This is a genomic window from Deinococcus terrestris (assembly GCF_009377345.1).
GTDB lineage: Bacteria > Deinococcota > Deinococci > Deinococcales > Deinococcaceae > Deinococcus > Deinococcus terrestris.
Genome location: NZ_WBSL01000021.1, coordinates 1 through 22,849, shown reverse-complemented (window position 1 = coordinate 22,849; position 22,849 = coordinate 1). Strand labels below are relative to the sequence as shown.

General features: G+C 68.9%; 24 protein-coding genes, 1 tRNA gene and 2 rRNA genes. 11 read left to right on the top strand and 16 right to left on the bottom strand.

All coding sequences use genetic code 11. The annotated features are described in order from the left end of the window. Both rrf and F8S09_RS16815 read left to right on the top strand, forming a co-directional pair. Positions 1-99: ribosomal RNA gene (rrf, locus tag F8S09_RS18415) — 5S ribosomal RNA — on the top strand; the annotation flags it as partial. 72 nt (positions 100-171) lie between these two features. Continuing rightward, a tRNA-Gly gene (locus tag F8S09_RS16815) sits at positions 172-247 on the top strand. Positions 248-294: 47 nt separating this feature from the next. Here F8S09_RS16815 and F8S09_RS16810 read toward each other — a convergent pair. Continuing rightward, positions 295-1,095, bottom strand: a complete 801-nt coding sequence (locus tag F8S09_RS16810; protein ID WP_152872610.1) for a polyphosphate kinase 2 family protein — start codon at positions 1,093-1,095, stop codon at positions 295-297. A gap of 107 nt (positions 1,096-1,202) precedes the next feature. On the opposite strand from F8S09_RS16810, the gene galE reads away from it, so the two are divergent. From galE to F8S09_RS16795, 3 genes are read left to right on the top strand one after another with little or no spacing between them, the layout of a single operon-like run. Beyond that, positions 1,203-2,207, top strand: coding sequence for a UDP-glucose 4-epimerase GalE (galE, locus tag F8S09_RS16805; RefSeq protein ID WP_152872609.1), 1,005 nt, complete (start codon positions 1,203-1,205; stop codon positions 2,205-2,207). Continuing rightward, positions 2,204-2,875 carry a nucleotidyltransferase domain-containing protein gene (locus tag F8S09_RS16800; protein ID WP_194165418.1) on the top strand — a complete coding sequence of 224 codons (672 nt, stop codon included), beginning with the start codon at positions 2,204-2,206 and terminating at the stop codon, positions 2,873-2,875. Before galE ends, F8S09_RS16800 begins: the two co-directional genes overlap by 4 nt. 29 nt (positions 2,876-2,904) lie before the next feature. Then, positions 2,905-4,248 carry a M20/M25/M40 family metallo-hydrolase gene (locus F8S09_RS16795; protein ID WP_322618889.1) on the top strand — a complete coding sequence of 448 codons (1,344 nt, stop codon included), beginning with the start codon at positions 2,905-2,907 and terminating at the stop codon, positions 4,246-4,248. 96 nt (positions 4,249-4,344) lie between these two features. On the opposite strand, the gene F8S09_RS16790 is transcribed toward F8S09_RS16795, so the two are convergent. From F8S09_RS16790 to F8S09_RS16765, 8 genes are all read right to left on the bottom strand, one after another. Continuing rightward, a complete protein-coding gene (locus F8S09_RS16790) occupies positions 4,345-5,751 on the bottom strand; it encodes an RtcB family protein (RefSeq protein WP_152872607.1) in 1,407 nt (468 codons plus the stop codon). 157 nt (positions 5,752-5,908) lie between these two features. Then, entirely contained in the window at positions 5,909-6,076 is a 168-nt protein-coding gene (locus F8S09_RS17815) for a hypothetical protein (protein ID WP_194165417.1), read from the bottom strand. 79 nt (positions 6,077-6,155) lie between these two features. Next, the gene (locus F8S09_RS17810) at positions 6,156-6,320 is read right to left on the bottom strand and encodes a hypothetical protein (protein ID WP_194165416.1); all 165 of its coding nucleotides are present in this window, start codon (positions 6,318-6,320) and stop codon (positions 6,156-6,158) included. Continuing rightward, a complete protein-coding gene (locus F8S09_RS16785) occupies positions 6,317-7,783 on the bottom strand; it encodes a UDP-N-acetylmuramoyl-L-alanyl-D-glutamate--2,6-diaminopimelate ligase (protein WP_152872606.1) in 1,467 nt (488 codons plus the stop codon). Before F8S09_RS16785 ends, F8S09_RS17810 begins: the two co-directional genes overlap by 4 nt. 31 nt (positions 7,784-7,814) lie before the next feature. Further along, entirely contained in the window at positions 7,815-8,438 is a 624-nt protein-coding gene (locus F8S09_RS16780) for a deoxynucleoside kinase (RefSeq protein ID WP_152872605.1), read from the bottom strand. Between the two features lie 54 nt (positions 8,439-8,492). Beyond that, a complete protein-coding gene (locus tag F8S09_RS16775) occupies positions 8,493-9,107 on the bottom strand; it encodes a deoxynucleoside kinase (RefSeq protein WP_152872613.1) in 615 nt (204 codons plus the stop codon). 97 nt (positions 9,108-9,204) lie between these two features. Further along, on the bottom strand, positions 9,205-10,317 hold the full coding sequence (locus F8S09_RS16770) for a S1C family serine protease (protein ID WP_322618888.1): 1,113 nt from the start codon (positions 10,315-10,317) through the stop codon (positions 9,205-9,207). Next, positions 10,314-10,541 carry an FmdB family zinc ribbon protein gene (locus F8S09_RS16765; RefSeq protein ID WP_152872604.1) on the bottom strand — a complete coding sequence of 76 codons (228 nt, stop codon included), beginning with the start codon at positions 10,539-10,541 and terminating at the stop codon, positions 10,314-10,316. The genes F8S09_RS16770 and F8S09_RS16765 overlap by 4 nt, the downstream gene beginning before the upstream one ends. Before the next feature lie 140 nt (positions 10,542-10,681). Here F8S09_RS16765 and F8S09_RS16760 point away from each other — a divergent pair, with 140 nt between their 5' ends. Next, positions 10,682-11,365, top strand: a complete 684-nt coding sequence (locus F8S09_RS16760) for a winged helix-turn-helix domain-containing protein (RefSeq protein ID WP_152872603.1) — start codon at positions 10,682-10,684, stop codon at positions 11,363-11,365. Between the two features lie 12 nt (positions 11,366-11,377). Here the strand turns inward: F8S09_RS16760 and F8S09_RS16755 are convergent, their stop codons facing one another. Both F8S09_RS16755 and F8S09_RS16750 read right to left on the bottom strand, forming a co-directional pair. Next, entirely contained in the window at positions 11,378-12,016 is a 639-nt protein-coding gene (locus F8S09_RS16755; RefSeq protein WP_152872602.1) for a Fic family protein, read from the bottom strand. 274 nt (positions 12,017-12,290) lie between these two features. Continuing rightward, positions 12,291-14,129 carry an acyl-CoA dehydrogenase C-terminal domain-containing protein gene (locus tag F8S09_RS16750; RefSeq protein WP_152872601.1) on the bottom strand — a complete coding sequence of 613 codons (1,839 nt, stop codon included), beginning with the start codon at positions 14,127-14,129 and terminating at the stop codon, positions 12,291-12,293. A 164-nt stretch (positions 14,130-14,293) separates the two neighbouring features. Here F8S09_RS16750 and F8S09_RS16745 point away from each other — a divergent pair, with 164 nt between their 5' ends. Next, positions 14,294-14,989 carry a Crp/Fnr family transcriptional regulator gene (locus tag F8S09_RS16745; RefSeq protein WP_152872600.1) on the top strand — a complete coding sequence of 232 codons (696 nt, stop codon included), beginning with the start codon at positions 14,294-14,296 and terminating at the stop codon, positions 14,987-14,989. A 13-nt stretch (positions 14,990-15,002) separates the two neighbouring features. Here the strand turns inward: F8S09_RS16745 and F8S09_RS16740 are convergent, their stop codons facing one another. Continuing rightward, complete coding sequence (locus F8S09_RS16740; RefSeq protein WP_152872599.1) at positions 15,003-15,650, bottom strand: DNA-3-methyladenine glycosylase family protein; 648 nt, start codon at positions 15,648-15,650, stop codon at positions 15,003-15,005. A 96-nt stretch (positions 15,651-15,746) separates the two neighbouring features. On the opposite strand from F8S09_RS16740, the gene F8S09_RS16735 reads away from it, so the two are divergent. Continuing rightward, on the top strand, positions 15,747-16,205 hold the full coding sequence (locus F8S09_RS16735; RefSeq protein ID WP_152872598.1) for a YbaY family lipoprotein: 459 nt from the start codon (positions 15,747-15,749) through the stop codon (positions 16,203-16,205). Positions 16,206-16,261: 56 nt separating this feature from the next. Here F8S09_RS16735 and F8S09_RS16730 read toward each other — a convergent pair whose 3' ends face one another. Then, positions 16,262-16,873 (bottom strand): DedA family protein, encoded by a 612-nt coding sequence (locus F8S09_RS16730; protein ID WP_152872597.1) that lies wholly within the window; start codon positions 16,871-16,873, stop codon positions 16,262-16,264. Between the two features lie 91 nt (positions 16,874-16,964). Between F8S09_RS16730 and F8S09_RS16725 the strand changes: the two genes are divergently transcribed. Then, entirely contained in the window at positions 16,965-17,648 is a 684-nt protein-coding gene (locus F8S09_RS16725; RefSeq protein WP_152872596.1) for an HAD family hydrolase, read from the top strand. Between the two features lie 13 nt (positions 17,649-17,661). Here F8S09_RS16725 and F8S09_RS16720 read toward each other — a convergent pair whose 3' ends face one another. The 3 genes from F8S09_RS16720 to F8S09_RS16710 are packed head-to-tail and all read right to left on the bottom strand — an operon-like array spanning position 17,662 to position 20,464. After that, positions 17,662-18,339, bottom strand: coding sequence for an SDR family oxidoreductase (locus tag F8S09_RS16720; protein WP_152872595.1), 678 nt, complete (start codon positions 18,337-18,339; stop codon positions 17,662-17,664). 36 nt (positions 18,340-18,375) lie between these two features. Next, entirely contained in the window at positions 18,376-19,611 is a 1,236-nt protein-coding gene (locus F8S09_RS16715) for a M24 family metallopeptidase (RefSeq protein WP_194165415.1), read from the bottom strand. A gap of 31 nt (positions 19,612-19,642) precedes the next feature. After that, positions 19,643-20,464, bottom strand: a complete 822-nt coding sequence (locus F8S09_RS16710) for a potassium channel family protein (protein ID WP_152872594.1) — start codon at positions 20,462-20,464, stop codon at positions 19,643-19,645. Between the two features lie 73 nt (positions 20,465-20,537). Here F8S09_RS16710 and F8S09_RS16705 point away from each other — a divergent pair, with 73 nt between their 5' ends. After that, positions 20,538-22,391 carry a menaquinone biosynthesis decarboxylase gene (locus tag F8S09_RS16705; protein WP_194165414.1) on the top strand — a complete coding sequence of 618 codons (1,854 nt, stop codon included), beginning with the start codon at positions 20,538-20,540 and terminating at the stop codon, positions 22,389-22,391. A 335-nt stretch (positions 22,392-22,726) separates the two neighbouring features. After that, positions 22,727-22,849: ribosomal RNA gene (locus tag F8S09_RS16700) — 16S ribosomal RNA — on the top strand; the annotation flags it as partial.

The following is a 22,849-nucleotide window of genomic DNA, read 5'->3' as shown; positions in this document are numbered from 1 at the left end:
GCGGAACCACCCCTCTCCATGCCGAACAGGGTCGTGAAACACGGCAGCGCCCATGATACTCGGACCGCAGGGTCCCGGAAAAGTCGGTCAGCGCGGGGGTTTTTTCTTATACTGCACCCGGTCTCCCAATAGGGCCGGTGAGGAAGGCACCGCACGCGGTGCCGCTCCCGTGCGGGAGTAGCTCAGCTGGTAGAGCACTACCTTGCCAAGGTAGATGTCGCGAGTTCGAATCTCGTCTCCCGCTCCACTCCATCCCCCCACCCCTCACGGTGGGGGTTTTTGTGTTGTCGCGCCTCACGGCACCCGGAGCCCCGCCGGGTCAAAAGTCGGGGCCGGGTACTGCGGATTCATATGGCGCAGCGTCTGTACCAGAAGCTCAGCGATCAGCAGATTGCGGAACCACTTGTGGTCGGCCGGAATGACATACCAGGGGGCTTCCGGAGAACTGGTGCTCAGCACGTCCTGATAGGCCTGCGTGTAGTCATCCCAGGCTTCGCGTGCCTGGAGATCGGCAGGGTCGAATTTCCAGTGTTTGGTGGGGTCGTCCAGCCGCGCCTGCAACCGCTTGCGCTGCTCCTCGGCGCTGACGTGCAGATAGAACTTGACCACGCGGACGCGGGCGTCGGTCAGCAGGGCCTCGAAACCGCGAATATGCGCCAGGCGACGGGCAGTGGCCGCATCATCCAGCCCGCCGAGCACGCGCGGCACCAGCACGTCCTCGTAATGGCTGCGGTTAAATACGCCGATCATCCCCAGGCGAGGCACCCGGGCGTGGACCCGCCACAGGAAATCGTGGGCCTGTTCCTCCGAAGTAGGCGCCTTGAAGTTGGCGATGTGGACGCCGCTTGGATTGAAAGCCCCGATGACCTTCTTCACCGTGCCGTCCTTGCCCCCGGCGTCACGGGCCTGCAACACGATCAGCAGGGCCTGCTGACCCTCGGCATACAGGCGTTCCTGAAGCCCAGCGAGGTCGTTGAGCAGGAGTTCAAGTCGGGCGCTGCCTTCCCCCTTGTTCCATCCGCCCTTGTCGCCGGGGTCCCAGTGATCCAGAGAAACAGGGGTTCCGGGTGATACCAAGTAAGGTTCAGTGTTCATGCTGGAGCGTAACACCTGCAGGCTGCATCTCCTGAATTCGCCAGCAGCCGTTTTTCCGGCGGGGTGGCGGGTGCTGTCCGGGCAGCCCATCCCTTACCCTGTCTTCCATGAAGCTGCTGGTCGTCGGGGGAGCGGGATACATCGGGTCACACACTGTGCGGCAACTGCGGGGGGCCGGGCACGAGGTCGTGGTGCTGGACAACCTCAGCAGCGGGCACCGAGAAGCACTGCTGGAAGGGGTAAAGCTGGTGCAGGTGGACCTGCTGGACGCAGAAGGGCTGCGGGCGGCGCTGGCCGCGCACCAGCCTGACGCCGTCATCCACTTCGCTGCGCTGATCGAGGTGGGCGAGAGCATGGGCGCACCGGGCCGCTACTACCGCAACAATGTGGTGGGCAGCCTCAACCTGCTGGAAGCCATCGCGCAGACGCGGGTGGTGCCGCTCGTCTTTTCCTCCACGGCCGCCGTGTACGGCACCACCGACGACGTGCCCATTCCCGAGGACGCCCCCCTGCGCCCCGAAAGCGTCTACGGCGAAACCAAGCTGATGACCGAGCGCATGATCCACGCCTTCCACGCCGCGCACGGCCTGCCGTTCGTGGTGTTGCGGTATTTCAACGTGTGCGGAGCCGCGCCGGGGGGCGAGATCGGGGAGGACCATGCCAACAAGACCCACCTGATCGAGCTCGCCTGCCTGACCGCTCTGGGCCAGCGCGAGAAGATGAAGGTCTTCGGGGACGACTACCCCACCCCCGACGGCACCTGCATTCGCGATTACATCCACGTGCAGGACCTCGCCGACGCGCACGTGCTGGCGGTCGAGGCGCTGGAACGCGGTCAGATGACGGCCGCGACCTACAACGTGGGCCTGGGCCACGGCTTTTCCGTCCGGGAGGTGCTCGACGCGGTCGACGCGGTGATTACCGAAGATGGCCTGCCTGTCCTGCCACGTGAACTCGCCCCACGCCGTGCGGGCGATCCGCCCCGCCTCGTCGCCGACGCCCGGCGCATCGTGCAAGATCTGGGCTTCAAACCGCAGTTCATGGATCTGAAGGAAATCGTGCGGACCGCCTGGGAGTGGCACCGGCGCCATCCGCACGGCTTCGAGGGGTGACGGGTGAGCCTGACCTTTCCTTCATTCTCCATGGGGTTCACCGACGCCTGCTGGCTGAAGAGCTGACGCAGGCCCTCCCGGCGGGGGTGCTGGGCTTCCGGGTCGGCGGCTCCGTGGCGCGGGGCACCGCCCGCCCCACCTCCGACCTCGACCTGTGGCTCTACTGGCCCCAGGCGCGGCCTTTCGAGACAGAGGAGCGTGCGGAAATCCTGATTGAGCGGCATGGGCACACGCTGGAGCGGGCGTGGCGGGAGGTGGAAGAGGGTTCTGACCTGACGCTCCTGGGGTGGGCTGAGAGCCGCGTCCTCCACGACCCTGGCGGCGACCTCGCCCGGATTCAGGCCGAGGTGCGGCGGCGATTGGCGGCCTACTGTACCCCAGAGGCCGAGCGGCGCAGGCTGCGGCACTGGCTGACCTCCACCCTGGGCAAGCTGGAAGGTGCGGCTCCTGATCAGGCGACCTTCCTGACCCGCACGACCCTCTGGACTCTGGCCGAGGCGCTGTGCGCCGTGAACGACCACTCCCCTCCTGCTGTCACCCGGATGTGGGAACTGTTGCCGGAATTGCCCATTCAGCCCCAGGGAGACTGGCTGGCCCGTCTGCTGAGCGGGCAGGACGAGGTGCAGGCGTTCCGGGAAGTGGCCGGGTGGGTGCTGGTCCGGCTCTGACCCCCGGCTCCATCGCTTACGCTGCTCCCGTGACCCCCTCTGACCTGACCCCCCATATCGAGCGTGGTCTCGCGGACCTGCGCGACCTCGTGACCCTGGAGAGCGTCTCGGCGCAGGGGCGGATGCTGCCCGAGACGGCGGCCTTCGTGACCCGGCTGCTGGAGGCCGAGGGGTTCACCGTGTGTGAGTACCCCGGCGAGGTCGCGCCCGTGCTGGTGGCCGAGGCGGGCGAGGGTCCGGCCACCCTGCTGATCTACAACCATTACGACGTGCAGCCCGAGGACCCGCTGGAGTTGTGGGACACGCCGCCCTTCGCCCTGACCGAGCGCGATGGGCGGCTCTACGGGCGCGGCGCGTCGGACGACAAGGGCGAATTCGCCTCGCGGCTGGCAGCGGTGCGGGCGGTGCGGGAGCGGCACGGCGGGCGCCTGCCCCTGCGGGTGCGCTGGCTGATCGAGGGTGAGGAGGAGGTCGGCAGCCCCAGCGTGGAGCGCTTCGTGGAGAAGCACGCGGAGGAACTGCGGGCCGACGGGTGCTGGTGGGAGTTCGGCTCCATTGACCCCGAGGGGCGCCCGGTGATGTACCTAGGCCTCAAGGGCATCATGTGCGTGGAACTGCGCTGCCGGGTGGCCGACTCCGACCTGCACAGCAGTCTGGGGGCGGTGGTGGACAATCCCCTGTACCGCCTGGCCCGTGCGGTGGCCTCCTTGCGTGACGAGACCGGGCGCGTAACGATTCCCGGCTTCCACGACGATGTGCGCGAGCCGTCGCCCGCCGACCGGGAGGCGGTGGCCCGCGTTCCCGGCGACAGGGAGAGTGTGCGGGGCACCTACGGGGTCACCCGGCCCCTGGCGACCGGGGCGGCCTACCACGAGCGCCTGAATCTTCACTCCGTCATCAACGTGAACGGCTGGGGCGGCGGGTATCAGGGCGAGGGAAGCAAGACGGTCCTTCCGGCGGCGGGCTTCGTCAAGCTGGACTTTCGGCTGGTGCCCGATCAGGACCCGGCGCGGGTGCTGGCGCTGCTGCGGTCGCACCTCGACGCGCAGGGGCTGGGCGACGTGGAGATCGTGGAACTGGAAGCCCACCAGAAGCCCGCCCGCGCCGACGCCGATCACCCCTTCGTGCGGGCCTGCGTGGAGGCGGCGCGGGAGGCACACGGTACCGATCCCATCGTCAACCCCAGTAGCGGTGGCAGCGGGCCGATGCATCCTTTTGGGGCCTTCCTGGGGGTGCCGTGCGTGGCGCTGGGGATCGGCAACGTGGGCGAGCGGGTGCACGCGCCGAACGAGAACATCCTGCGCGAGCACTTCGGGAAGGGCGTGGCCTTTGGGGCAGCGCTGCTGGAGCGGCTGGGGCGGGGGTTGGGGTAAGAAGAGCCTTCTTCTCTCCAGGGGGAGGAGCGAAAAGCGAAAACCTGTACAGTTCTGTAATCGTCCACCGGAGGAGGGGGTAAGAGGTCCTCCGCCCTACACGTCCTCGTGCCCGGTGTCCATCCGCACCACGCGCGGGCGAAACTCGGCCACCACGTCCACGAGGTCGCGCTGCCGGGCGATGACTTCCTCGATGCGCTTGTAGGCCTGCGGCGCCTCGTCGACCCCGCCGCCGATCAGCGTGATGCCGCGCTCCTTCAAGTAAGCCTGCACGTCGCGCTTGTTCAGCGCCCGTTCTGCGGCCTTGCGCCCCATCTGGCGCCCGGCCCCGTGGCTGGCGCTGTCGAGGGCCTCCGCGTTGCCGCGCCCCCGCACCACGAAGCCGGGATCGGCCATGCTGCCGGGAATCAGGCCCAGGCGCCCGGCCTCGGCGGGGGTGGCGCCCTTGCGGTGGACGATCACTTCCTCACCATCGGGGAGGACCTGCTTCCAGGCGAGGTTGTGGCTGTTGCTGACCTGGGCGAGCGGCTCGGCACCCAGGGCGCGGGCAATCCGGGCGTGAATCAGGTCGTGGTTCGCCAGGGCGTAGCGCCCCGCGAGGTTCATCGCCTGCCAGTAGCCCTCGCCTTCCTCGGTGTCCAGCGGCAGCCACGCGAGCTTGCGGGCAGCGGGGTCGAGTTGCGGGTGCAGGGTCTGCGCGACCTTGGTGTAGTGGTTCGCCACCTGTGCCCCGAACCCGCGCGAGCCGCTGTGGGACAGCACCGCGAGGTAGTCCCCGGCCTCCAGCCCTAGGTCGGGGGCGGGCAGGTGCAGGGTGCCGAACTCCACGAAATGGTTGCCGCTGCCCGAGGTGCCGATCTGCTCGGCAGCCTTGTCCCGCAGGTGCCGCAGCAGCGCCTGCTCGCGCCAGGCGGGGTCGTGCAAGACCTCGTGGTCGCCCCGGAAGGACTTCTCGAAGCTCACGCCCGCCCCGAAGCGGGTGTGCTTCATCAGCAGCTTGCGGGTCTCGTCGGTCCCCAGGGCATCGGGGCGCAGGGGCAACACGCTGAGCATCATCGAGCAGCCGATGTCCACGCCCACCCCGTAGGGAATCACGGCCCCCTCGGTCGCCAGCACCCCGCCGATGGGCAGGCCATAGCCCACGTGGGCGTCGGGCATCAGTGCTCCCGCGCGGCTGACCGGAAGCTGCATCGCCACGTCCATCTGGGTGCGGGCGCCGGGCTCGATCAGGTCCTCGCCCCAGACCCGGTAGGGCAGCGGCGTGGGCCGCAGGGTCGCCTGCCGCGCCGCCCGCGCCCTGGCCTCCCGCGAGGTCAGCTCTGCCGCGAGGTCAGCGTAGACGCCCCCGGTGACATAGGCCTCCGGGTGGTCGCGCACCGAAGCGAGTTCTCCCAGGATTTCTTGCGTACTGATTCCCACCCGCTCGCGCACTTTGGCGGCGGCGAGGGCCAGGGCGATCGCCCGGCCCCCGAACCCCAGCTTCGTGATGTGCTTGCCGTTCATCTCTCCAGCCTCTCCGCGCCCGGTGTGGGGCGTCTAGCGGGTGGGAGGTCGGTCCCTTCATGCAAGGCTGCCTCTCCCGCCGGGCACAGGATGCCGCCGAGAACGCGGCGCGGCATCGGCCGGATGGCGGGGGGAGGGGCAGGCGCTTCGGCGGGGTCTACCCCCATTCCTCCTCCTCGGCCTGGTGGGTCAGCTCCCGTGCCCAGCCCAGGACCACATCGGGGGAGAGGTCGTGCAGGCGGCCCACGTCGCTCTCCGCCAGCCCAGTCAGTGTGGGGAGGCGCCGGGGCGAGGCGGCGGGGGCCAAGGACGTCGGGGCGTCCACAAGGACCAGCAGCGTGGCCGCCGCGTGCTTGCAGATCGCGTTGTGCTCGTCAGGGCAGGAACAGACGACCTCGCCGTGTTCAGGTCGAGGCAGACCCGGTACGGCGCGGGCGGCTCCCCTGCACCCGTGCCCGGATCACGTCGCCCTGCCGCTCGCGGCGGCCCACCTCGCGCACAAGGTCCCGCGCCCGCTCGCGCACCTTGCCAGACACGTGGCGCAGGAGTTCCCCAGGTGTGAAGCTCACCGCCGGGCCTCCAGCGCCGCCCGCGCCTCCTCCACCTCGTTCCAGGGGAGGACGTCGGCGCCGCGCTCTAGGGTGTCCTCGGCGCCCTTGCCCGCGAGCAGCACGGTGTCGCCGGGCAGGGCGGCGCCGATGGCGTACCGGATCGCCTCGCGTCGGTCCCCGACCGAGACGAAGTTGCTCCGGCCCGCCTCCCGTGCCCCGCGCTCCATCTCGGCGAGGATGTCCGCGAGGGGCGTGTCGCGGTGGTCCTCCTCGGTGAAGACGGCGTGGTCGGCCCGCCGGGTGGCGACCTCGCCCAGCGGCGCCCGCTTGCCGGGGTCGCGCAGGCCACCCGCCGACCCGATCACCACCCACAGTTGCCCCGGCGTGGTCGCCCGCAGCGTGTCCAGTGCCTTGTCCAGACTGGGGGGCGTGTGGGCGAAGTCGACGACTACGCGGGGCGCATCCTCGCCGCCCGGCACGAGTTCCATCCGCCCCGGCACCCCGCCGAAAGAGGCGAGGCCCGTCACAAGCTGCTCCCGCGTGGCCCCCAGCCGCGCCGCCGCCGCCATCCCCGCGAGCGCGTTCGCCACGTTGAAGCGGCCGATCATGGGGAGGTGGGCCGCGAACTCGCCCAGGGGCGACTTGACCCGGAAGTGCAGCCCGGTCGCCCGTTCTTCCACCTCGTGCGCCTGCCAGTCGGCGGGAGAGCCGTCCAGGGAATAGGTCGTCTCGTCGGAGGCGACGCCGGTCAGCCGCGCGGTCCAGGGGTCGTCGGCGTTCAGCACGGCGAAGGGGGCACGCTCCACCAGCTTGCGCTTCTCCGCGAAGTACGCCTCCACCGTGCCGTGAAAGTCGAGGTGCTCCTGCGTGAGGTGCGTCCAGACCGCCACGTCCCACTCCACCCCGCGCACCCGCTCCAGCGCGAGGGCGTGGCTGCTGGCCTCCAGCACGGCGGCCCGCCCGCCCGCCTCCAGCAGTTCGCGCAGGGTCGCCTGCACCTGGGGCGCTTCCGGGGTGGTGAAGTGCGCGGGGAAATGCCGCAGCCTCCCGTCAGGCAACTCGTAGCCCACGGTGCTCAGCAGGCCCGTAGGTAATCCCGCTGCCCGTAGCAGATGGCGGGTCAGCCAGCTCGTCGTGGTTTTGCCGTCGGTGCCCGTCACGCCCACGACCTTGAGCGCCCGGCTAGGGTGGCTCTCCAGCGCTGCCGCCGCGTCCGCCAGCGCCGCCCGCGCGTCCGGGACCGTCAGGTAGGGCAGGGGAGAGGTCTGCCCCTCGCTTAAGCTCTCGCCCAGCACCGCGACCGCGCCCCGACCCGCCACCTCGTCCAGAAAGCTGTGCCCGTCGAAGCGGGCGCCCCGAATCGCCACGAACACGAACCCCGGCTCGACCCACGCCGCGTTGTGGGTGACGCCCCGGACCCCCGTGGGCGGCAGGTCGGTCGGGGGGACATTCAGGGCGGCGGCCAGCTCGGGCAGGTGCATGGGAGCGAGGCTAGCAGACCGCCCCCGGCTCCTAACGCAGCAGCGGCAGCCCGAAGCCGTGCGCCTGCACCCGGCTGCATACCCACTGAAAAGCCGCCGGATTCTGCACGAAATCCAGCTCGTCGCCCGGCACCCGCACGACCGGGCAGGCGTCAAAGCCCTGAATCCACTCGTCGTAGAGGCGGTTCAGGCCCCCCAGATAGGCGTCGGGGATGTCCTTTTCGTAGGCGCGGCCCCGCTGGGCGATGCGCTTTTTCAGGGTAGGCAGCGAGGCGTCGATGTGAATCAAAAGGTCGGGCACCCGCAGGGCCGGAAGCACGCCCTCATACAGTCCCCGGTAGGTGGCCCAGTCGCGGGCTTCCATCTGGCCCGACTCGTAGAGGTTGCGGGCGAAGATATTGGCGTCCTCGAAGACCGTGCGGTCCTGAATCACGTACCGCGCCCCCGTGACCAGGTTGAGGTGCTGTTCGAGCCGCCGCGACAGGAAATACACCTGACTGTGGAAAGAATACCGCCGCATGTCGCGGTAGAAATCCTCCAGGTAGGGGTTCTCGGCATACGGCTCGTAGACCGGGCGCAGGCCGTAGCGGTCGGCGAGCATCCGCGTCAGGGTGCTCTTGCCGCTGCCGATGTTGCCGGAAATGGCGAGGTACATCTCAGCGGCCCCGGATCCGCGGGAGCACCGGAGTCAGGGCAGCGGTCCGGAAGGTCACACCACCGCCCCCTGCCCGGCTCGCAGCGCCGATTCGATCTCGGCGTGCAGGGCGCGTTCGTCGTCGGGGTTGCCCACGAAGTCGTAGCGGCTGGCATCAACCGTCAGCAGGTGGCCGGGGTAGGTCCGGAAATACTCGTCGTAGCGGGCGGTCAGGTCCGCGAGGTAGGCGGCCTGCATGTCGCGCTCGAAGGGGCGGCCCCGCTTCTCGATGCGCGAGAGCAGCAGCCCCGGTTCGGCCCGCAGGTACACCACGAGGTCCGGGGTGGGCAGCCGGGGCGAGAGGTGACTGTAGAGGTCCTCGTACAGCGCGAACTCGGCGTCTTTGAGGTTCATCGCCGCGAAGATGAAGTCCTTGTCGAAGAGGTAGTCGCTGACCACATGGCCGCTCCACAGCCCCGGCTGTGCGAGCGCCGAGAGCTGCTTGAAGCGCGAGAGCAGGAAGAACACCTGCACCTGAAAGGCGTAGGCTTCCGGCGACTCATAGAAGCGGGCCAGGAAGGGATTTTCCTCCACGACCTCCAGATTCAGCTCCGCGCCGGAGCGCCCCGCGAGCCGCCCCGCCAGGCTCGTTTTTCCTACCCCGATGGGGCCTTCGACGACGACGTACATACCAACAGGAATCATAAAGCTTTCCGTAAGCTCCGGCCAGCCGACCGAAAAAAGGCGCTCCAGCACGGGCCGGAGCGTCTCTGGGTGAAAGATGCAGTTACTGCAGGGTCCGCTTTTGCAGGGTCACCTTGACGTTCACGCTCTTCTTGTTCCGCCACACCCGCAGGTTGACGGTCTGGCCGGGGCGCTTGGCAGCGACCAGCCGGGTCACGTCGTAGCTGCCGCGCACCCGCACGCCGTCCACCGCCACGATGATGTCGCCCAGTGGCGCCAAGAGTTGGCCCCGGCTGTTGCGCAGGCTGCCGCGCAGCCCGGCCCGCGCCCCGGCGGACCCGGCGGCGACCTCGTCGACGAGCGCCCCGTCCGAGCTGCTCAGACCCGCGAGCTGCCGCAGCGCCGGGTCCAGGGTCTCGAGGTCCACCAGCGTGACCCCCAGGGTGCCGCGCTGGGGCACGCCGATCTTCTCGAGGTCGTCGAGGCTCTGGCGCACGAGGTCGCTGGGAATCGCCATGCCGATGATGCCCGGCACGAAGAGGTTGGGCGCGGCATTGGCGTCGGCTACCCCCACCACCGCCCCGCGCGAGTCGAGGACCGGGCCGCCGCTGTTGCCCTGCTGGATGCTGGCGGTCGTGAGCAGGTACTGGCCGATCTCCTGCCCGAGCTGGTCGTCGCGCGGCACGTCCTGAGCGCTCGCCATCACGCTGAAGACCCCGGTGCCCACGAAGTTGGGAATCCGCAGCGGCGTGCCGATGGTGATCAGCTTCTGCCCCGGAAGCAGGCTCGCGCTGCGCCCGAAGGCGAGGGTGCGCGGCGCCGAAACCCCGCTCACCCGCAGAATGGCGATGTCGATGCCGGGGTCGATCCCCTCGACCCGCGCGGGCACCCGCCGCCCGTTGTACAGGGTCACGCTCACCGACTCCTGGAACTGCACGACGTGGTAGTTGGTGACGATCAGATTGGACTTGTAGAAAAAGCCGGTGCCCGTCTCGACCGGGTCGTCCCCGGCTTGCAAGAATTCCTTGCGCAGCCGGGCATCCACCCGCACGACCGCCCGCAGCGACTTTTGCGCCACCTCGACCGTGTTGATCTCGTCGGTGGTCGCCAGCGCCCGCTGCGCCTGCACGCCCTGCCCGTGCCCGGTGAGATAGACGGCGGCGCCCGCCCCGGCCAGGAGCAGGGCGGCCGCCAGGGCACGCAGCGCGGCGGTCACTCGCCGCCGCCGCCCGCGCCGCTGCCCCCGACTTCGCCCTTCGGCGCAGGGCGGGAGTCGGTCACGTAAAAGCCGCTGCCCCGGAACGCGATGCCGGGCGCGACCAGCACGCGCTTGATCGCCGCGCCCGTCTCGGGGTGGGTGGTCAGCGGCTCGTCGCGCATGCTCTGCTTGATCTCGTAGGTTTCGCCGGTTTCGATGTTCTTGTAGACGTACGTGGGCATGTGGTCCTCTCCGGGCGCTCACTGTAGCAAGGCCGTCTGAGAGGGACCGTGAACCGTTTCTCCAGAGTGGACGGTCGGGAGGGAGGCCCTCTTCAGCGCGGGCGGTGGCGGGCTGAAACGCCCCCTGTCACCCTTGGCCCATGACTCAGGTTCAACAGGAGGTGCGTGTGACGGACCCTGCCGTCGCCCGTGCCCTGCGGCAGCACCACGGCTTTCTGGGGCACTTCCTGGCCCCGCGCTCCCCCAGCGAGGTGGCCCCGGCGCTGGGGATGGCCCCCAACCTCGTGCACCACCACGCCCGCAAATTGGCCGACCTGGGGCTGCTGTTCGAGGCGCGGCGGGAGGGCGGCAAGGTGTATTACCAGCTCGCCGCGCGGGAATTCCGGGTGCCCTCGGACCTGCTGCCCCCCGGCGACGAGCAGGGCAACGGTACGGCGGACCTGCGCGAGCTGTCGCAGGGGTTTCTGCGGGCCTATGAGCGGTCGTGGAGCCGGATGCACGTGGGCGAGGAAGACCTCTACGGCTTCGGGGACGCGGAGCGCCCAGCCCGGCCCGCGCCCATGCCTTCCGGCCCGGCGGCGGAGCCCTGTCCCACCCACCTCGACGCCCTGACGCTGCGCCTCTCGCCCGAACGGTACGCGCAGCTTGCCCACGCGATCACGGCCCTGCTGGACGAGGCCGCCGCCGAGGGCATCCGCGAGGGTGGGTTCCCCTGCACGGTCGCCCTGCTCGCGTTTCAGGGGGTGCCGGGCGAGGGGGAAACGGGGACTTTCAAGGGCATCTCCCGCCACACGAATTCGTTTCTGGGGGCACCGACTGCCTGAGACGCGGGAAGGTTAGCCGAAGGTCTCTTCTAGCCGGGCCAGATAGTAGGCCTTCAGAGGATCGTAGTCACGGCGATTCGAAGCTTCGTGCAAGCCCTCGAAGTAGTCGCCTATGCTCTCTTCGGTTGGGAAATGGACGATCTGCGGGCTCTCTTCCAAGCTCGGTCCCACGGCGCCAAGCGACACCCATAGAACGTAGTGATCCAGCAAACGCCCCGTCCGCCCGTTGGTATCCGGAAAAGGATGGATGTACTCGAAGTTGTGATGGGTCCGCGCCATCAACTCCGCCGCGTCGGCCAGCGTCCATAGATCAGGCAGAGCGTCATACCAGGCTGCAAAATCGTATTGCAGTTCGCGCAGCTTGGACCTGACTTCAAAGGAACGCACGTAGACCACGACACCCGGCCCAGCCTCGGTACGGCGTGTGGTCCAGGCCCATCCGTAGAGCTGTGCGAACGCAGCAGCATGCAGGTCCAGCACGTCTGTGTCGTGCAAATAAGGTTTCACCGCAGCGTCACTGGCGCGGGCGTGAATCCACTCGCGCCCCAGGAGTTCGCCGTGAATCAGGTGGGGCTCGATGTCCCTGTAATCCACCAGCAAGCCGTAGCGGGTGTCCTGCGGCTCCGTCTTGCGTGGATGACGCGAGTTCACTTCTTGAGACGGCCCGTACGGCGATTACGAACGATGGTGGCGACCGTTTCCCGCTTCACGTCGTATCCCTCCACCCGCAGGCTCCCAGTGATGCTGTCGGTCAGCCGCCCTTCATTCCGCGTGCTGACAAGCCTCCCCGTTCTGGCTGATCTACTCAGCACAGATGCCGCCATAGTTTTCTTCGGCACAAATCGTTCCTCCCGTTCCCCTACAGGGTAAAGCCCCCACCCGGTCAGGGTGAGGGCAGAGCTTGCCTTTGACTGGCCCTAGGACCTTACGCCCCGACGAGCGCCCGTTCCAGCCCGAACACTGCGCGGTCGTCCACGGCCAGCGGCTCGTTTCCGGCCTTGATGGTCGCGGCGAGCGCCTTGGTTTCGGGGAAGAGCTTGGTGAAGTAGAACTTCGCCGTCTGCACCTTGCCGAGGTAGAAGCCGTCACGGTCCTGCCCGGCGGCAATCTTCTCGTGGGCGATCTTCGCCATCCGCGCCCACAGGTAGCCGTACACCACATGCCCGAAGTAGCGCAGGTAGTCCACGGCGGCGGCGTTCACCTCGTCCGCGCCCTCGGGACCCGCCATCGCCTTCTGGCCGATCACCATCGTCAGGCTGCCGAGCTGCCCGGCGGCCTTGCCGAGCTGGTCGAGGTAGGGGGCGAGGTCCTCGTCGTCCGCGTTGTCCTCCACGAACTCCTGCAAGGTCCCGGCGAGCTTCTGGAGCTTCTTGCCGCCGTCCATCAGCACCTTGCGGCCCAAGAGGTCCAGCGCCTGGATGCCGTTGGTGCCCTCGTAGATCTGGCCGATGCGGGCGTCGCGCACGAACTGCTCCAGGCCCCACTCGCGGATGTAGCCGTGTCCGCCGAGCACCTGCTGCGAGAGCACGGCCACGTTGAAGCCGTTGTCGGTCATGAACGCCTTGGCGACCGGGGTCAGCAGCGCCACGAGGTCGGCGGCTTCCTTGCGCTGCGCCTCGTCGGGGTGGTGGTGTTCCAGGTCGATGCTCAGGGCCAGCCACATCGCCAGCGCCCGGCCTGCTTCGGTGTACGCCTTGCCGGTCAGCAGCATGCGGCGCACGTCGGGGTGCACGATGATGGGGTCGGCGGGTTCGTCCGCGTTCACGCGAGGCTCGTGGCGCATCTGGATGCGGTCCTTGGCGTAGGCGAGCGCGTTCTGGTAGGCCACCTCGCCCAGCCCGAGGCCCTGAAGACCGGTTCCCAGGCGGGCGGCGTTCATCATGATGAACATGTGGTTCATGCCCTTGTTGATCTCGCCGACGAGGTAGCCCTTCGCACCGTCGAAGTTCAGCACAGCGGTCGCGTTGCCGTGAATGCCCATTTTGTGCTCGATGGAGCCGCACACCACGCCGTTGCGCTCGCCGAGGCTGCCGTCGGCGTTGGGCACGAACTTGGGCACCAGGAACAGCGAAATGCCCTTGGTCCCCTGCGGGCTGCCCTCCAGCCGCGCCAGGACGAGGTGCACGATGTTCTCGGCCATGTCGTGCTCGCCCGCGCTGATGAAGATCTTGGTGCCGGTGACCGCGTAGGTGCCGTCGCCGTTGTCGGTGGCCTTGGTGCGGATCATGCCGAGGTCGGTGCCCGCGTGCGGCTCGGTCAGGCACATCGTGCCCGTCCACTCGCCGGAGACGATCTTGGGGAGGTAGAGGTTTTTCAGCTCGTCGCTTCCCACCGCGTGCAGGGCCGAGTACGCGCCGTGCGAGAGGCCGGGGTACATGCTCCAGGCCACGTTCGCGGAGGTCATCATCTCGACGAGCACGTTGCTCACGAGGTGGGGCATCCCCTGGCCGCCGTAGTTCGGGTCGGCGTCGAGGGCGGTCCAGCCCGCCTCGCGGTACTTCTTGTAGGCCTCCTTGAAGCCGGTGGGCGTGGTGACCGAGCCGTCCTCATGTCGGGTGCAGCCCTCCTCGTCGCCCACGCGGTTCAGGGGCACGAGTTCGGTCTCGACGAAGCGGGCGGCCTCCTCGAGCACCTGGTTGAGCAGGTCGCTGTCGGCGGTCTCGTTCGCCTGGTAAAAGGGCACGTTCGCCAGCACCTGGGGCGCTTGCAGCAGCTCGTGCATCAGGAACTTGATGTCGCGCAGGGGAGCTTTGTACTGAGGCATGCGGGGTTTCCTCCTCTTCCCTTTCGGGGATGGCGGCCTTCCCCTCGGGGACGGCACGCAGACTCTTTGATTGTACCGAGTCTAAGAGGACGGCGGGCGAAAGTCACGTGGGCCGCCTCACGGTCGGCGGCAAGTGGGGACCTATCGGGTATCCTGACCACACCATGAACTACCCGAGCCTGGTCTGGCACCTCAAGCGGACGGAACTGTTCGCTGACCTGGAGCTGGCCGAGCTGGAGCGGGTCGCCGCGACGACCCCCTGCCGCGACTACCATCCCGGCGAGGTGATCTACCGCATGGATGACCCGGCGGACGCGCTGTATTTCGTGCGCAGCGGCTTGGTCAAGATCAGCAAGCTGTTTCCCAGCGGCAAGGAGGCGATCCTGGGGGTGGTCGGCCAGCACGACACCTTCGGGGAACTGCTGCTGGAACCTGAGGAGCGCCGCCCCACCCAGGCCGAGGCCATTGAGCCCACCAGCCTGATCGTGCTGCCCCGGCACGAGTTGCAAAGCCTGCTGACCGAGCGCCCCGACCTCGCCATGAAGCTGGTCCGGCTGATGGCCGCGCGGCTCTTCGAAGCGCGGGCGTGGACGGCCGCCGTGAGTGCCTACAGCGCCCCCGAGCGGGTTGCGAGCCTGCTCTACCGCCTTGCCCGCGAGTTCGGTCGCCCGCATCCGCAGGGGGTAGAACTGGCACTCAAGCTGAGTCAGGAAGACCTTGCCCGGATGGTGGGGGCCACCCGCGAGACGGTGAGTCACTCGCTGGGCAAGCTCAAGCAGGCTGGAGCGATCACCCGCGCCCGCACGCCCATCGTGGTGAAGATGGACGTGCTGGGGGCCATGCTCGCGGAACCCGAGTAGGGCCACCCGCGTCCTACTGCGGGTCCGGGAAGCGGCGGCCCCGCGCCTGCCGCGCGTGATGGTCGGCCCAGAGGGCACGGGCGGCCAGGGTGCGCCAGGGCGACCACGCCTTCACGACTGCGCGGGCGTCCGCGCCGGGAGCCAGGCGCCCTACCCCCTGCCGCAGGATCAGGTCGCCGTGGCTGAACACGTCCGGCCGTGCCAGTCCGAAGATCAGGAACATCTCGGCGGTCCAGCGGCCGATACCGGGCAGCGGGGTCAGCGCCGCGATCACGGCCTCGTCGGGCAAGGTGCCCAGATGCGCGAAGTCCACCTGCCCACTTTGCGCGGCCCCGGCCAGGGCCTGCACGGTGCGGACCTTCGCCCAGGAAAGGCCCAGCGCCCGCAGGCTGCCGGGCGCAGCGGCCCCGAGCGCCCCCGGTGTGACCTCGCCCAGCGCGGTCCCTACCCGTTCCGCGATGCGGTCCGCCGCCGTCACCGAGAGCTGCTGCCCGATCACGCTGCGAATCAGGGTGCCGAAGGGGTCCGGCGTCGGTGTCAGCGGCGCGAGCGGTCCCAGCGTGGCGATCACCCCACCCAGCACCGGGTCGCGGACCAGAAAGGCGCGGCCCTCAGGATGGTCGGGGAAGAGGGGGTCGGAACTGGGCGGGACGGGCAGCATGGGCCGGAGTGAACCACATCCGCCCGGCCCCAACCGTAAAGAAAGCGGGCCGCGCTTACCCTCGTACCTGACGGCGGGGGGGGCTAGCGTGAACCCATGAAGCGTACCTTTCCCCTTCTGCTGGCCGCCCTGCTGACCTCCCCGGCCCTGGCCCAGAGCATCCGCATCGTGCGGCCGAGCACCCCGCCCCCGGCCACGACGACCACCGCTCCCGACCTCACCGACGTGCCTGCCGGGTGGAGGGTGGTCGCGGGCCGCGTCTCCGCGCCGTCCACCGTGCGCCTGCCCGCCGGAAGCATCGTCACCGTCGCCATTCAGGACGTGACGGACGGCCGCTCCCCTTCCACCCTGCTGGAGGTGAGCTTCCCGACCACCAAGCTCTCCACCCCCTACCAGCTCCAGTACAACCCGGTGCGCATCAATCCCCGCCGCGACTACGTGGTCACCGCCCGCGTGAACGACGCGCGGGGCCGCCTGCTGTACCGCTCGGCGGCCCGGCAGGAGTTGCCGGAGGGCCGTGCCGCCGTGCTCAATCTGCGCGTCACGCCCCGCTGAGCCCACAAAGAGGAAGGCCGCCTGGCATGCTGACCCGGCGGCCTTTTCCTCTAGTCTTACGCTCCGGTCTGCTGCTCGCGCCGCCGTTTCAGGAACCATGCGACCGCCGCGACGACCACTGCCACCAGCACGATCTTGGAGATGGGGCTGATGTACTGCTCGACCCGGTCGTAGTTCTCGCCCAGTACGTAGCCCGCCGTGGCAAGCGCGGTGGCCCACAGCGCCGAGCCGATGGCGCTGTAGATCAGGAACTTGGGCATGGGCATCTCGCTCATGCCCGCCGGGAGGCTGAGCAGGCTGCGGATGCCGGGCACCATCCGGCCGAACAGCACCGCCTTGGTGCCGTGCCGATCAAACCAGTCGTCGGCCTTGCGGATGTCCTTGCCGCTGAGGGTCAGCCACTTGCCGTACTTGTCGGCCCAGGCGACCAGGCGCTCTTCCCCGAAGGCCCGCCCGATGTAGTACAGCGGCAGGGTGCCGATCACGCTGCCCAGCACGCCCATCAGGATCACCACGGCCAGGTTCATGTCGCCCCGCGCCGCCGCGAAGCCTGCCGAGGGCATGATCAGCTCGCTGGGAATTGGCGGAAAGAGGTTTTCCAGAATCATCAGCAGCAAGATCCCCAGGTATCCCATGCTGTCCATCAAGCCCTGCACCCAGTCCGCCATTGCCTCAGCGTAGCGGGTCGGGCGTGAGGAGAACGTCCCCCTAAAGTTGAGCGTCGTTCGTCCTGCGGATCGGTCCGCCTAGACTGCCTTCATGCCGCCCTCCCCCCAGTCCCGGCTGCCCCGCGCCCTCCTCTTCGACTTCGACGGCACCATCCTCGACACCGAGACGCCCGAGTTCACCCACTGGCAGGCGCTGTACGGCGAGCACGGGCTGGAGCTGAGCCTGGAAGCGTGGCAGCGCGGCATCGGCACCTGGGACGCCTTCGACCCCTGGGCGGGGCTGCCGGGCCACGTGCAGGCCGACCGCGAGCGGGTGCAGGCGGGACTGCGCGAGCGCATCCACGCGGCGCTGGCCGAGCAGGACCTGCGCCCCAGCGTGCGCGGGGTGCTGGAGGAGGCCCGGCAACGCGGAATACGGCTGGCCCTGGCGACGAGCAGCGACCGCGCCTGGGTGACCCGCTGGCTCTCGGCCCACGGCCTGCTGGACCTCTTCGAGACGCTCGCCACCCGCGACGACGTGCGCCGGGTCAAACCCGATCCCGAGTTGTATGTACTGGCCGCCGAGCGGCTGGGCCTCCCCACCGCCGAGTGCCTCGCCGTGGAGGACAGCCTGAATGGGGGGCTGGCCGCCGTCGCCGCCGGATGCCGCCTCGTCGTGGTGCCCAACGACGTGACCCGCACCCAGCCCTTTCCCCCAGAGTGGCCCCGGCTGGAAGAGGGGTATGCGGGCGGGCTGGACGGGCTTCTCGATGTGGCGCTGAGAACTAAGGGCTAGAAGCTGACCGCTCCTACACGTCCGGGTAAATCTTCAGCTCCGTCACGTGTGCCCGGTCGGGCCGCGTCAGCGCGTGGGCCACACTCTTGGCGAGGCCGCGAGGGTCGATGGTTTCCTCCCACTCGAAGCCCGCCTCGCGGTTTTCGGGCGTGTCGATGGCCCCCATCGGGTAGAGGACGCAGCCGCGCACACCCCTGGCCTTGAGTTCGTCGTGCAGGCTCAGGACGTAGGCGGCGACGGCCGCCTTGCTCGCGGTGTAGAGCGCCGCTTTGGGACCGCTCAGCCGGGCGGCCTGCCCCGCGCTCACGCCCATGATCAGGCCGTCTTTCTGCCGCAGCATGTGGGGCAGCACGCCCTGCACGGCGTGAAAGAGGGTCAGCATGTTGGTGTCAAACAACTCGCGCAGGTCGTCGGTGGTGGCCTTTTGCACGTCCTGGGTGGTGTAGGTGCCGACCGTGTGGACCAGAGCGTCCACCTTGACTTTCCGCAGCGCGTCCACGCTGGCCGGGTCGCGCAGGTCGAGGTCCAGAACCTCGGTGGCGGGAAAGCGGTCGGCGGCGCGGGCCAGTGGCTCGCCGCGCCCGACGAGCACGAGCTGGGCGCCCGCGTCCTCCAGTTCCTGGGCGACGGCGGTGGCGAGGGCGCCGCCCGCCCCCGTGAGCATGATCGTCGAGGAGCTGAGGTTCGCCATGCCCACAGACTACCGGGGCCAGGGCTTAAGCCGCCCTTAAGACGGCTCGCCCAACGCCCGCGCCCGGACTTCGGCCCATTCTCCGACGCCCAGGACGAACGGCTCGCGCTGTATCTGCGTGGTGACTTGCGGCCCGTCCGGGGAGAGAAACACGTCCACCTCGGTGCGGATGCCGAAGCCGCGCTCGCGCGGATAGGTGCCCGGCTCTACCGTGACCGCCAGCCCCGGCGTCAGCGTGCGGGTGTCGCGCGTCTCGTAGTCGTCAAGGTTGGCCCCAGCCCCATGCAGGCTGACTCCGAGGTCATGCCCGGTGCGGTGCAGGAAGTACGGTGCCCACTCCTCTCCCATCGCGTCCCTCGCCGCCCGGTCGAGTTCCCATCCTTGCAGGCGGCCCCAGCCTTCCCCTGCGTAACGCTCGTGCAGCAGGCTCAGCGCCGCGTCCCGTGCTCCCCGCACGGCTTCCCACGCCGAGCGGTATTCGTCCGTGGGCTCGCCCGCGTAGCCCACCCAAGTCACGTCCGCGAAGGGGCGGCCCTCCTCCTGCGCCCACAGGTCGATCAGCACGCACTCGCCGGGCCGCAGGGCCGCGTTCTTCTCGCCCTCCGGCTGGTAGTGGGGGTCGGCGGCGTTCGGCCCGAAGCTCACGTTGACGGGGTGGCCGCTCGACATCCCGGCGTCCGCGATGGCCCGCTCGATGACGGCCTGCACGTCCAGCTCGGTCACGGCTTCTCCGGCCCGCAGCCGCTCGTGAATCAGGCGGAAGGCGTCGTCCTTGGCCCCCATCAGCAAGTCGGCGGCGCGGCGGTGGGCGGCGAGGTCGTCGTCCGACCACACCAGGAAGGCTTGCAGCAGGTCGGCGGAACTCACCACGTCGGCCGCGCCCGCCGCCCGCACCCGCTCCAGCGTGCCCGCGTCCACCCGGCCCACGTAGGGCACGGCACCCAGGGGGCTGTATTCCATCGCCACCCGCTTCCCGGCAACCACCTCGCGCAGCCGGGCGTCCAACTCCGCGTGTGAGCCGAAGGGCCGCCGTTCCACGTCCCATCCCGCCGAGAGGCCCGCCCAGGTGCCGCCCTCGATGTGGTTGTGCAGCAGTACGGCTCCGCCCTCGCGTGGCACCCACACGAAGAAACGCCGGGTGAGGTGCGCCTCCGCCGGGAACCCCAGCACCCGCCGGGCATGGGGATTGAGGCCCTGGAAGTCGTACAGCAGCCAGCCGTCCAGGTCGGTGCCCTGCAAGGCCGAGCGCATGTGCTGGATGGGGGAGGTCATGGGGAGAAGGATAGCCCTCAGCGGTCGGGTTTCAGCCGTCAGCCCTCTGGCTCAGCTCCCCGCGCAGCGCTGCCAGCTCCCCCCGCAGCGCCACCATCTCGCGGCGCAGGACCTCGTTGTTCACTTCGCCTTCCCCCGGCTCGCGCTCCTGATCGTCCCCGACGAAAAAGCTCGCCAGGGTCGCCGTGATGTACCCGAACACCGAGAAGCCGTAGAGCGCCAGCAGGAAGGTCAGCACCCGGCCCTCACCCGTGCGCGGCCAGTACTCCGACCCCAGGCTGGTGAGCAGCATCCCGACCCAGTACAGCCACTCGCCGTAGCCCCCCGGCGCTCCGGGCTGCCCCGCCTCGAAGGAAGCCATGCCCGCTGCCCCCGCCAGTGCTACCAGCCCGGTCGCCCCCAGCACGAATCCCAGCCCCCGCCGCCGCAGGGTGCGCCCCAGGGTCCGCAGCCCCCGGTTCAGGCTGGTCAGCACCCGCAGCAGGTTGGTCCCCCGCGTGAGCCGTAGCGCCCGCAGCGCCCGCAACCCCCGGAAGGCCCGCAGAATCCGCAGCGCGGGCAGCAGCAGGCTCAGCACGGTCAGCCAGTTGCGCCGCAGGTACAGCCCCTTGTCGGGCGCGAGCGCGAACGACAACAGGAAGTCGAGGATAAACAGGCCCCAGATCACGTTGCTCAGCGTCTGGAGCATCGGTGGCAGGCCCCGCGTCAGGTCGAGGACCAGCAGCCCCAGCCACACGAAGCTCAGTACCGTCATCGGGCGGTCGAGCAGGCGGTCGAGCGTGCGCAGGGTGCTCAGCCGCGCCTCCCGCAGGGCTTGGGCCGTCGACTCAGGGGGTGGGGGAGGGGCCGTCATGGCCTTCAGAGTAGGGTGGCGCTTGCTCTCATCGGGTACGGTTGCCCCGGTCCACCTTCCCTACACTCCGGGCATGGCCTTTCCCGATATTCAGAGCTTCATGCGGGTGCTGGAGGAGCGCGGCGAGCTCGTCCGCGTGTCGGTTCCGGTGCGCCGCGAGCTGGAAATCACCGAGATCGCCGACCGCCTCGTCAAATCGGGCGGCCCGGCGGTCCTGTTCGAGAACGTGGTGGGCAGCGACTTCCCCCTCGTCATCGGCCTGATGGGCACCCGCGAGCGCACGGCTCAGGCCCTGGGCGTCTCCGACCTCGACGACCTCGCCGCCAAAATTCGGCACCTGATTGACCTCAAGGGGTCGGGGGGCCTCGGCGGACTGCTGGGGAACGTCGGCAAGCTCAGGGACGCGATGAATCTGCCGCCCCGCCGGGTCAAGTCCGGCCCCGCCCAGGAGGTCATCTGGCGCGGCGACGAGGTGGACCTGGGCAAACTGCCCATCCTGAAATGCTGGCCCCTGGACGGCGGCCCCTTCGTGACCCTGCCGCTGGTCATCACCAAGGACCCCGAAACCGGCGAGCGCAACATGGGCATGTACCGGATGCAGGTCATGGGCAAGAACGTGACCGGGATGCACTGGCAGCGCCACAAGACGGGCACCAAACATCTGGAGAAGGCCAAGCGACTGGGGCAACGGTTGGAAGTCGCGGTGGCGCTCGGCGGCGACCCGGCCCTGATCTACGCGGCGACGGCGCCCCTTCCTCCGGTCCCTGGCCTCGACGAGTTCGCCGTCGCGGGTTACCTGCGCGGCCAGCGTTACCCGGTGATGAAGGGCGTCACGGTGGACCTCGACGTGCCCGCCAACGCCGAGTTCATCCTCGAAGGCTACGTGGACCCGCAGGAGGACTGGGCGATGGAGGGGCCGTTCGGGGACCACACCGGCTTCTACACGCTGCCCGACCTCTACCCCCGCTTTCACGTGACGGCGGTGACCATGCGCGAGCGGCCTGTCTACCCGGCGACCATCGTGGGCCGCCCACCGATGGAGGACGCCTACCTCATTGAAGCGTCCGAGCGCCTCTTCCTCCCCGCCGCGCAGCTCATCCTCCCGGAGATCGTGGACTACCACATGCCCCCGGCGGGCGTGGCGCACAACCTCGTCTTCGTGTCTATCAGGAAGACTTACCCCGGTCAGGCCTACAAGGTCGCCAATGGGCTGTTCGGCCTCGGCCAGATGATGTTCGCCAAGGTCATCGTCGTCGTGGACGAGGATGTGACGGTGAACGACTTTGCGGCCGTCTGGCGCGAGGTGGTGGAGAAAGCGGTGCCGGGCCGTGACACCCTCACCACGCGCGGCCCCACCGACGTGCTCGACCACTCCAGCCGGGGCTGGGGCTACGGCGGTAAGCTCATCATCGACGCGACCACCAAGCTCCCGGAGGAAGTCGGCAGCGGCGTGAGCAGCCGTGAAGAGCAGGGGCACGACCGGGCAGGGGAGAGTCTGTTCACGCCTCTCCCAGTCACCGACCTCCCCACTTTTGACGGCGTTCTCGCCCAGCGCCAGACCCCGGACGGCTACTGGTATGTCGCCCTCGACAAGACCCGCCCCGGTCAGGCCCGCGAGCTGGCCGAGGCGTTCGCCGCCCACCCGGCGGCGCGGGGGATGCGGCACCTCCTGATCGGCGACGCGCAGACCGACGTGGCGAACGAACAGGACGTGTGGTGGACCCTCCTCAACAACATCGACCCCGAGCGCGACGTGTGGCCTATCGCCACGGCGGGCGGCGGCCTACTGGCCTGGGACGGCGCCCGCAAACTCCCCGAGGAGGGCTTTGTCCGCGAGTGGCCCCCCAAGATCGAGATGACCCCGGAGGTACAGAGCCGGGTCGAGGCCCGTTGGCACCTGTACGGATTGCCGGAAAAGTGGCGCTGAGCGCGGGCACTCTGGCTTTCTTGAGGTGGGAGCGGGTGGGGTGTTGACAGATCGGATGGGGGGGCTTATATTTCTCTTCGCCCGATCAAAAGGGCGAGCGCAAGAAAGCCTCCGGGCCTCTGCGCGGGACGCATGACAAGCTGGTGCAAGTGACGATGACAGGGCCACCTGACAGGGTGGTACACGCGGTCTCTCCCCCGAGAGACTCCAGACGTGTGAACGGCCTTCGGGTCATGGTCTTCGGACCGAAGAAGCTCCTTCGGGAGCAGCCATGCGAACAAGCATGGATCAACACTTATCCACAACGGTCCGCTTGCGGACCGCGTTGGAGCCATTTTATGGAGAGTTTGATCCTGGCTCAGGGTGAACGCTGGCGGCGTGCTTAAGACATGCAAGTCGAACGGTGACCTTCGGGTCACAGTGGCGCACGGGTGAGTAACGCGTAACTGACCTGCCCC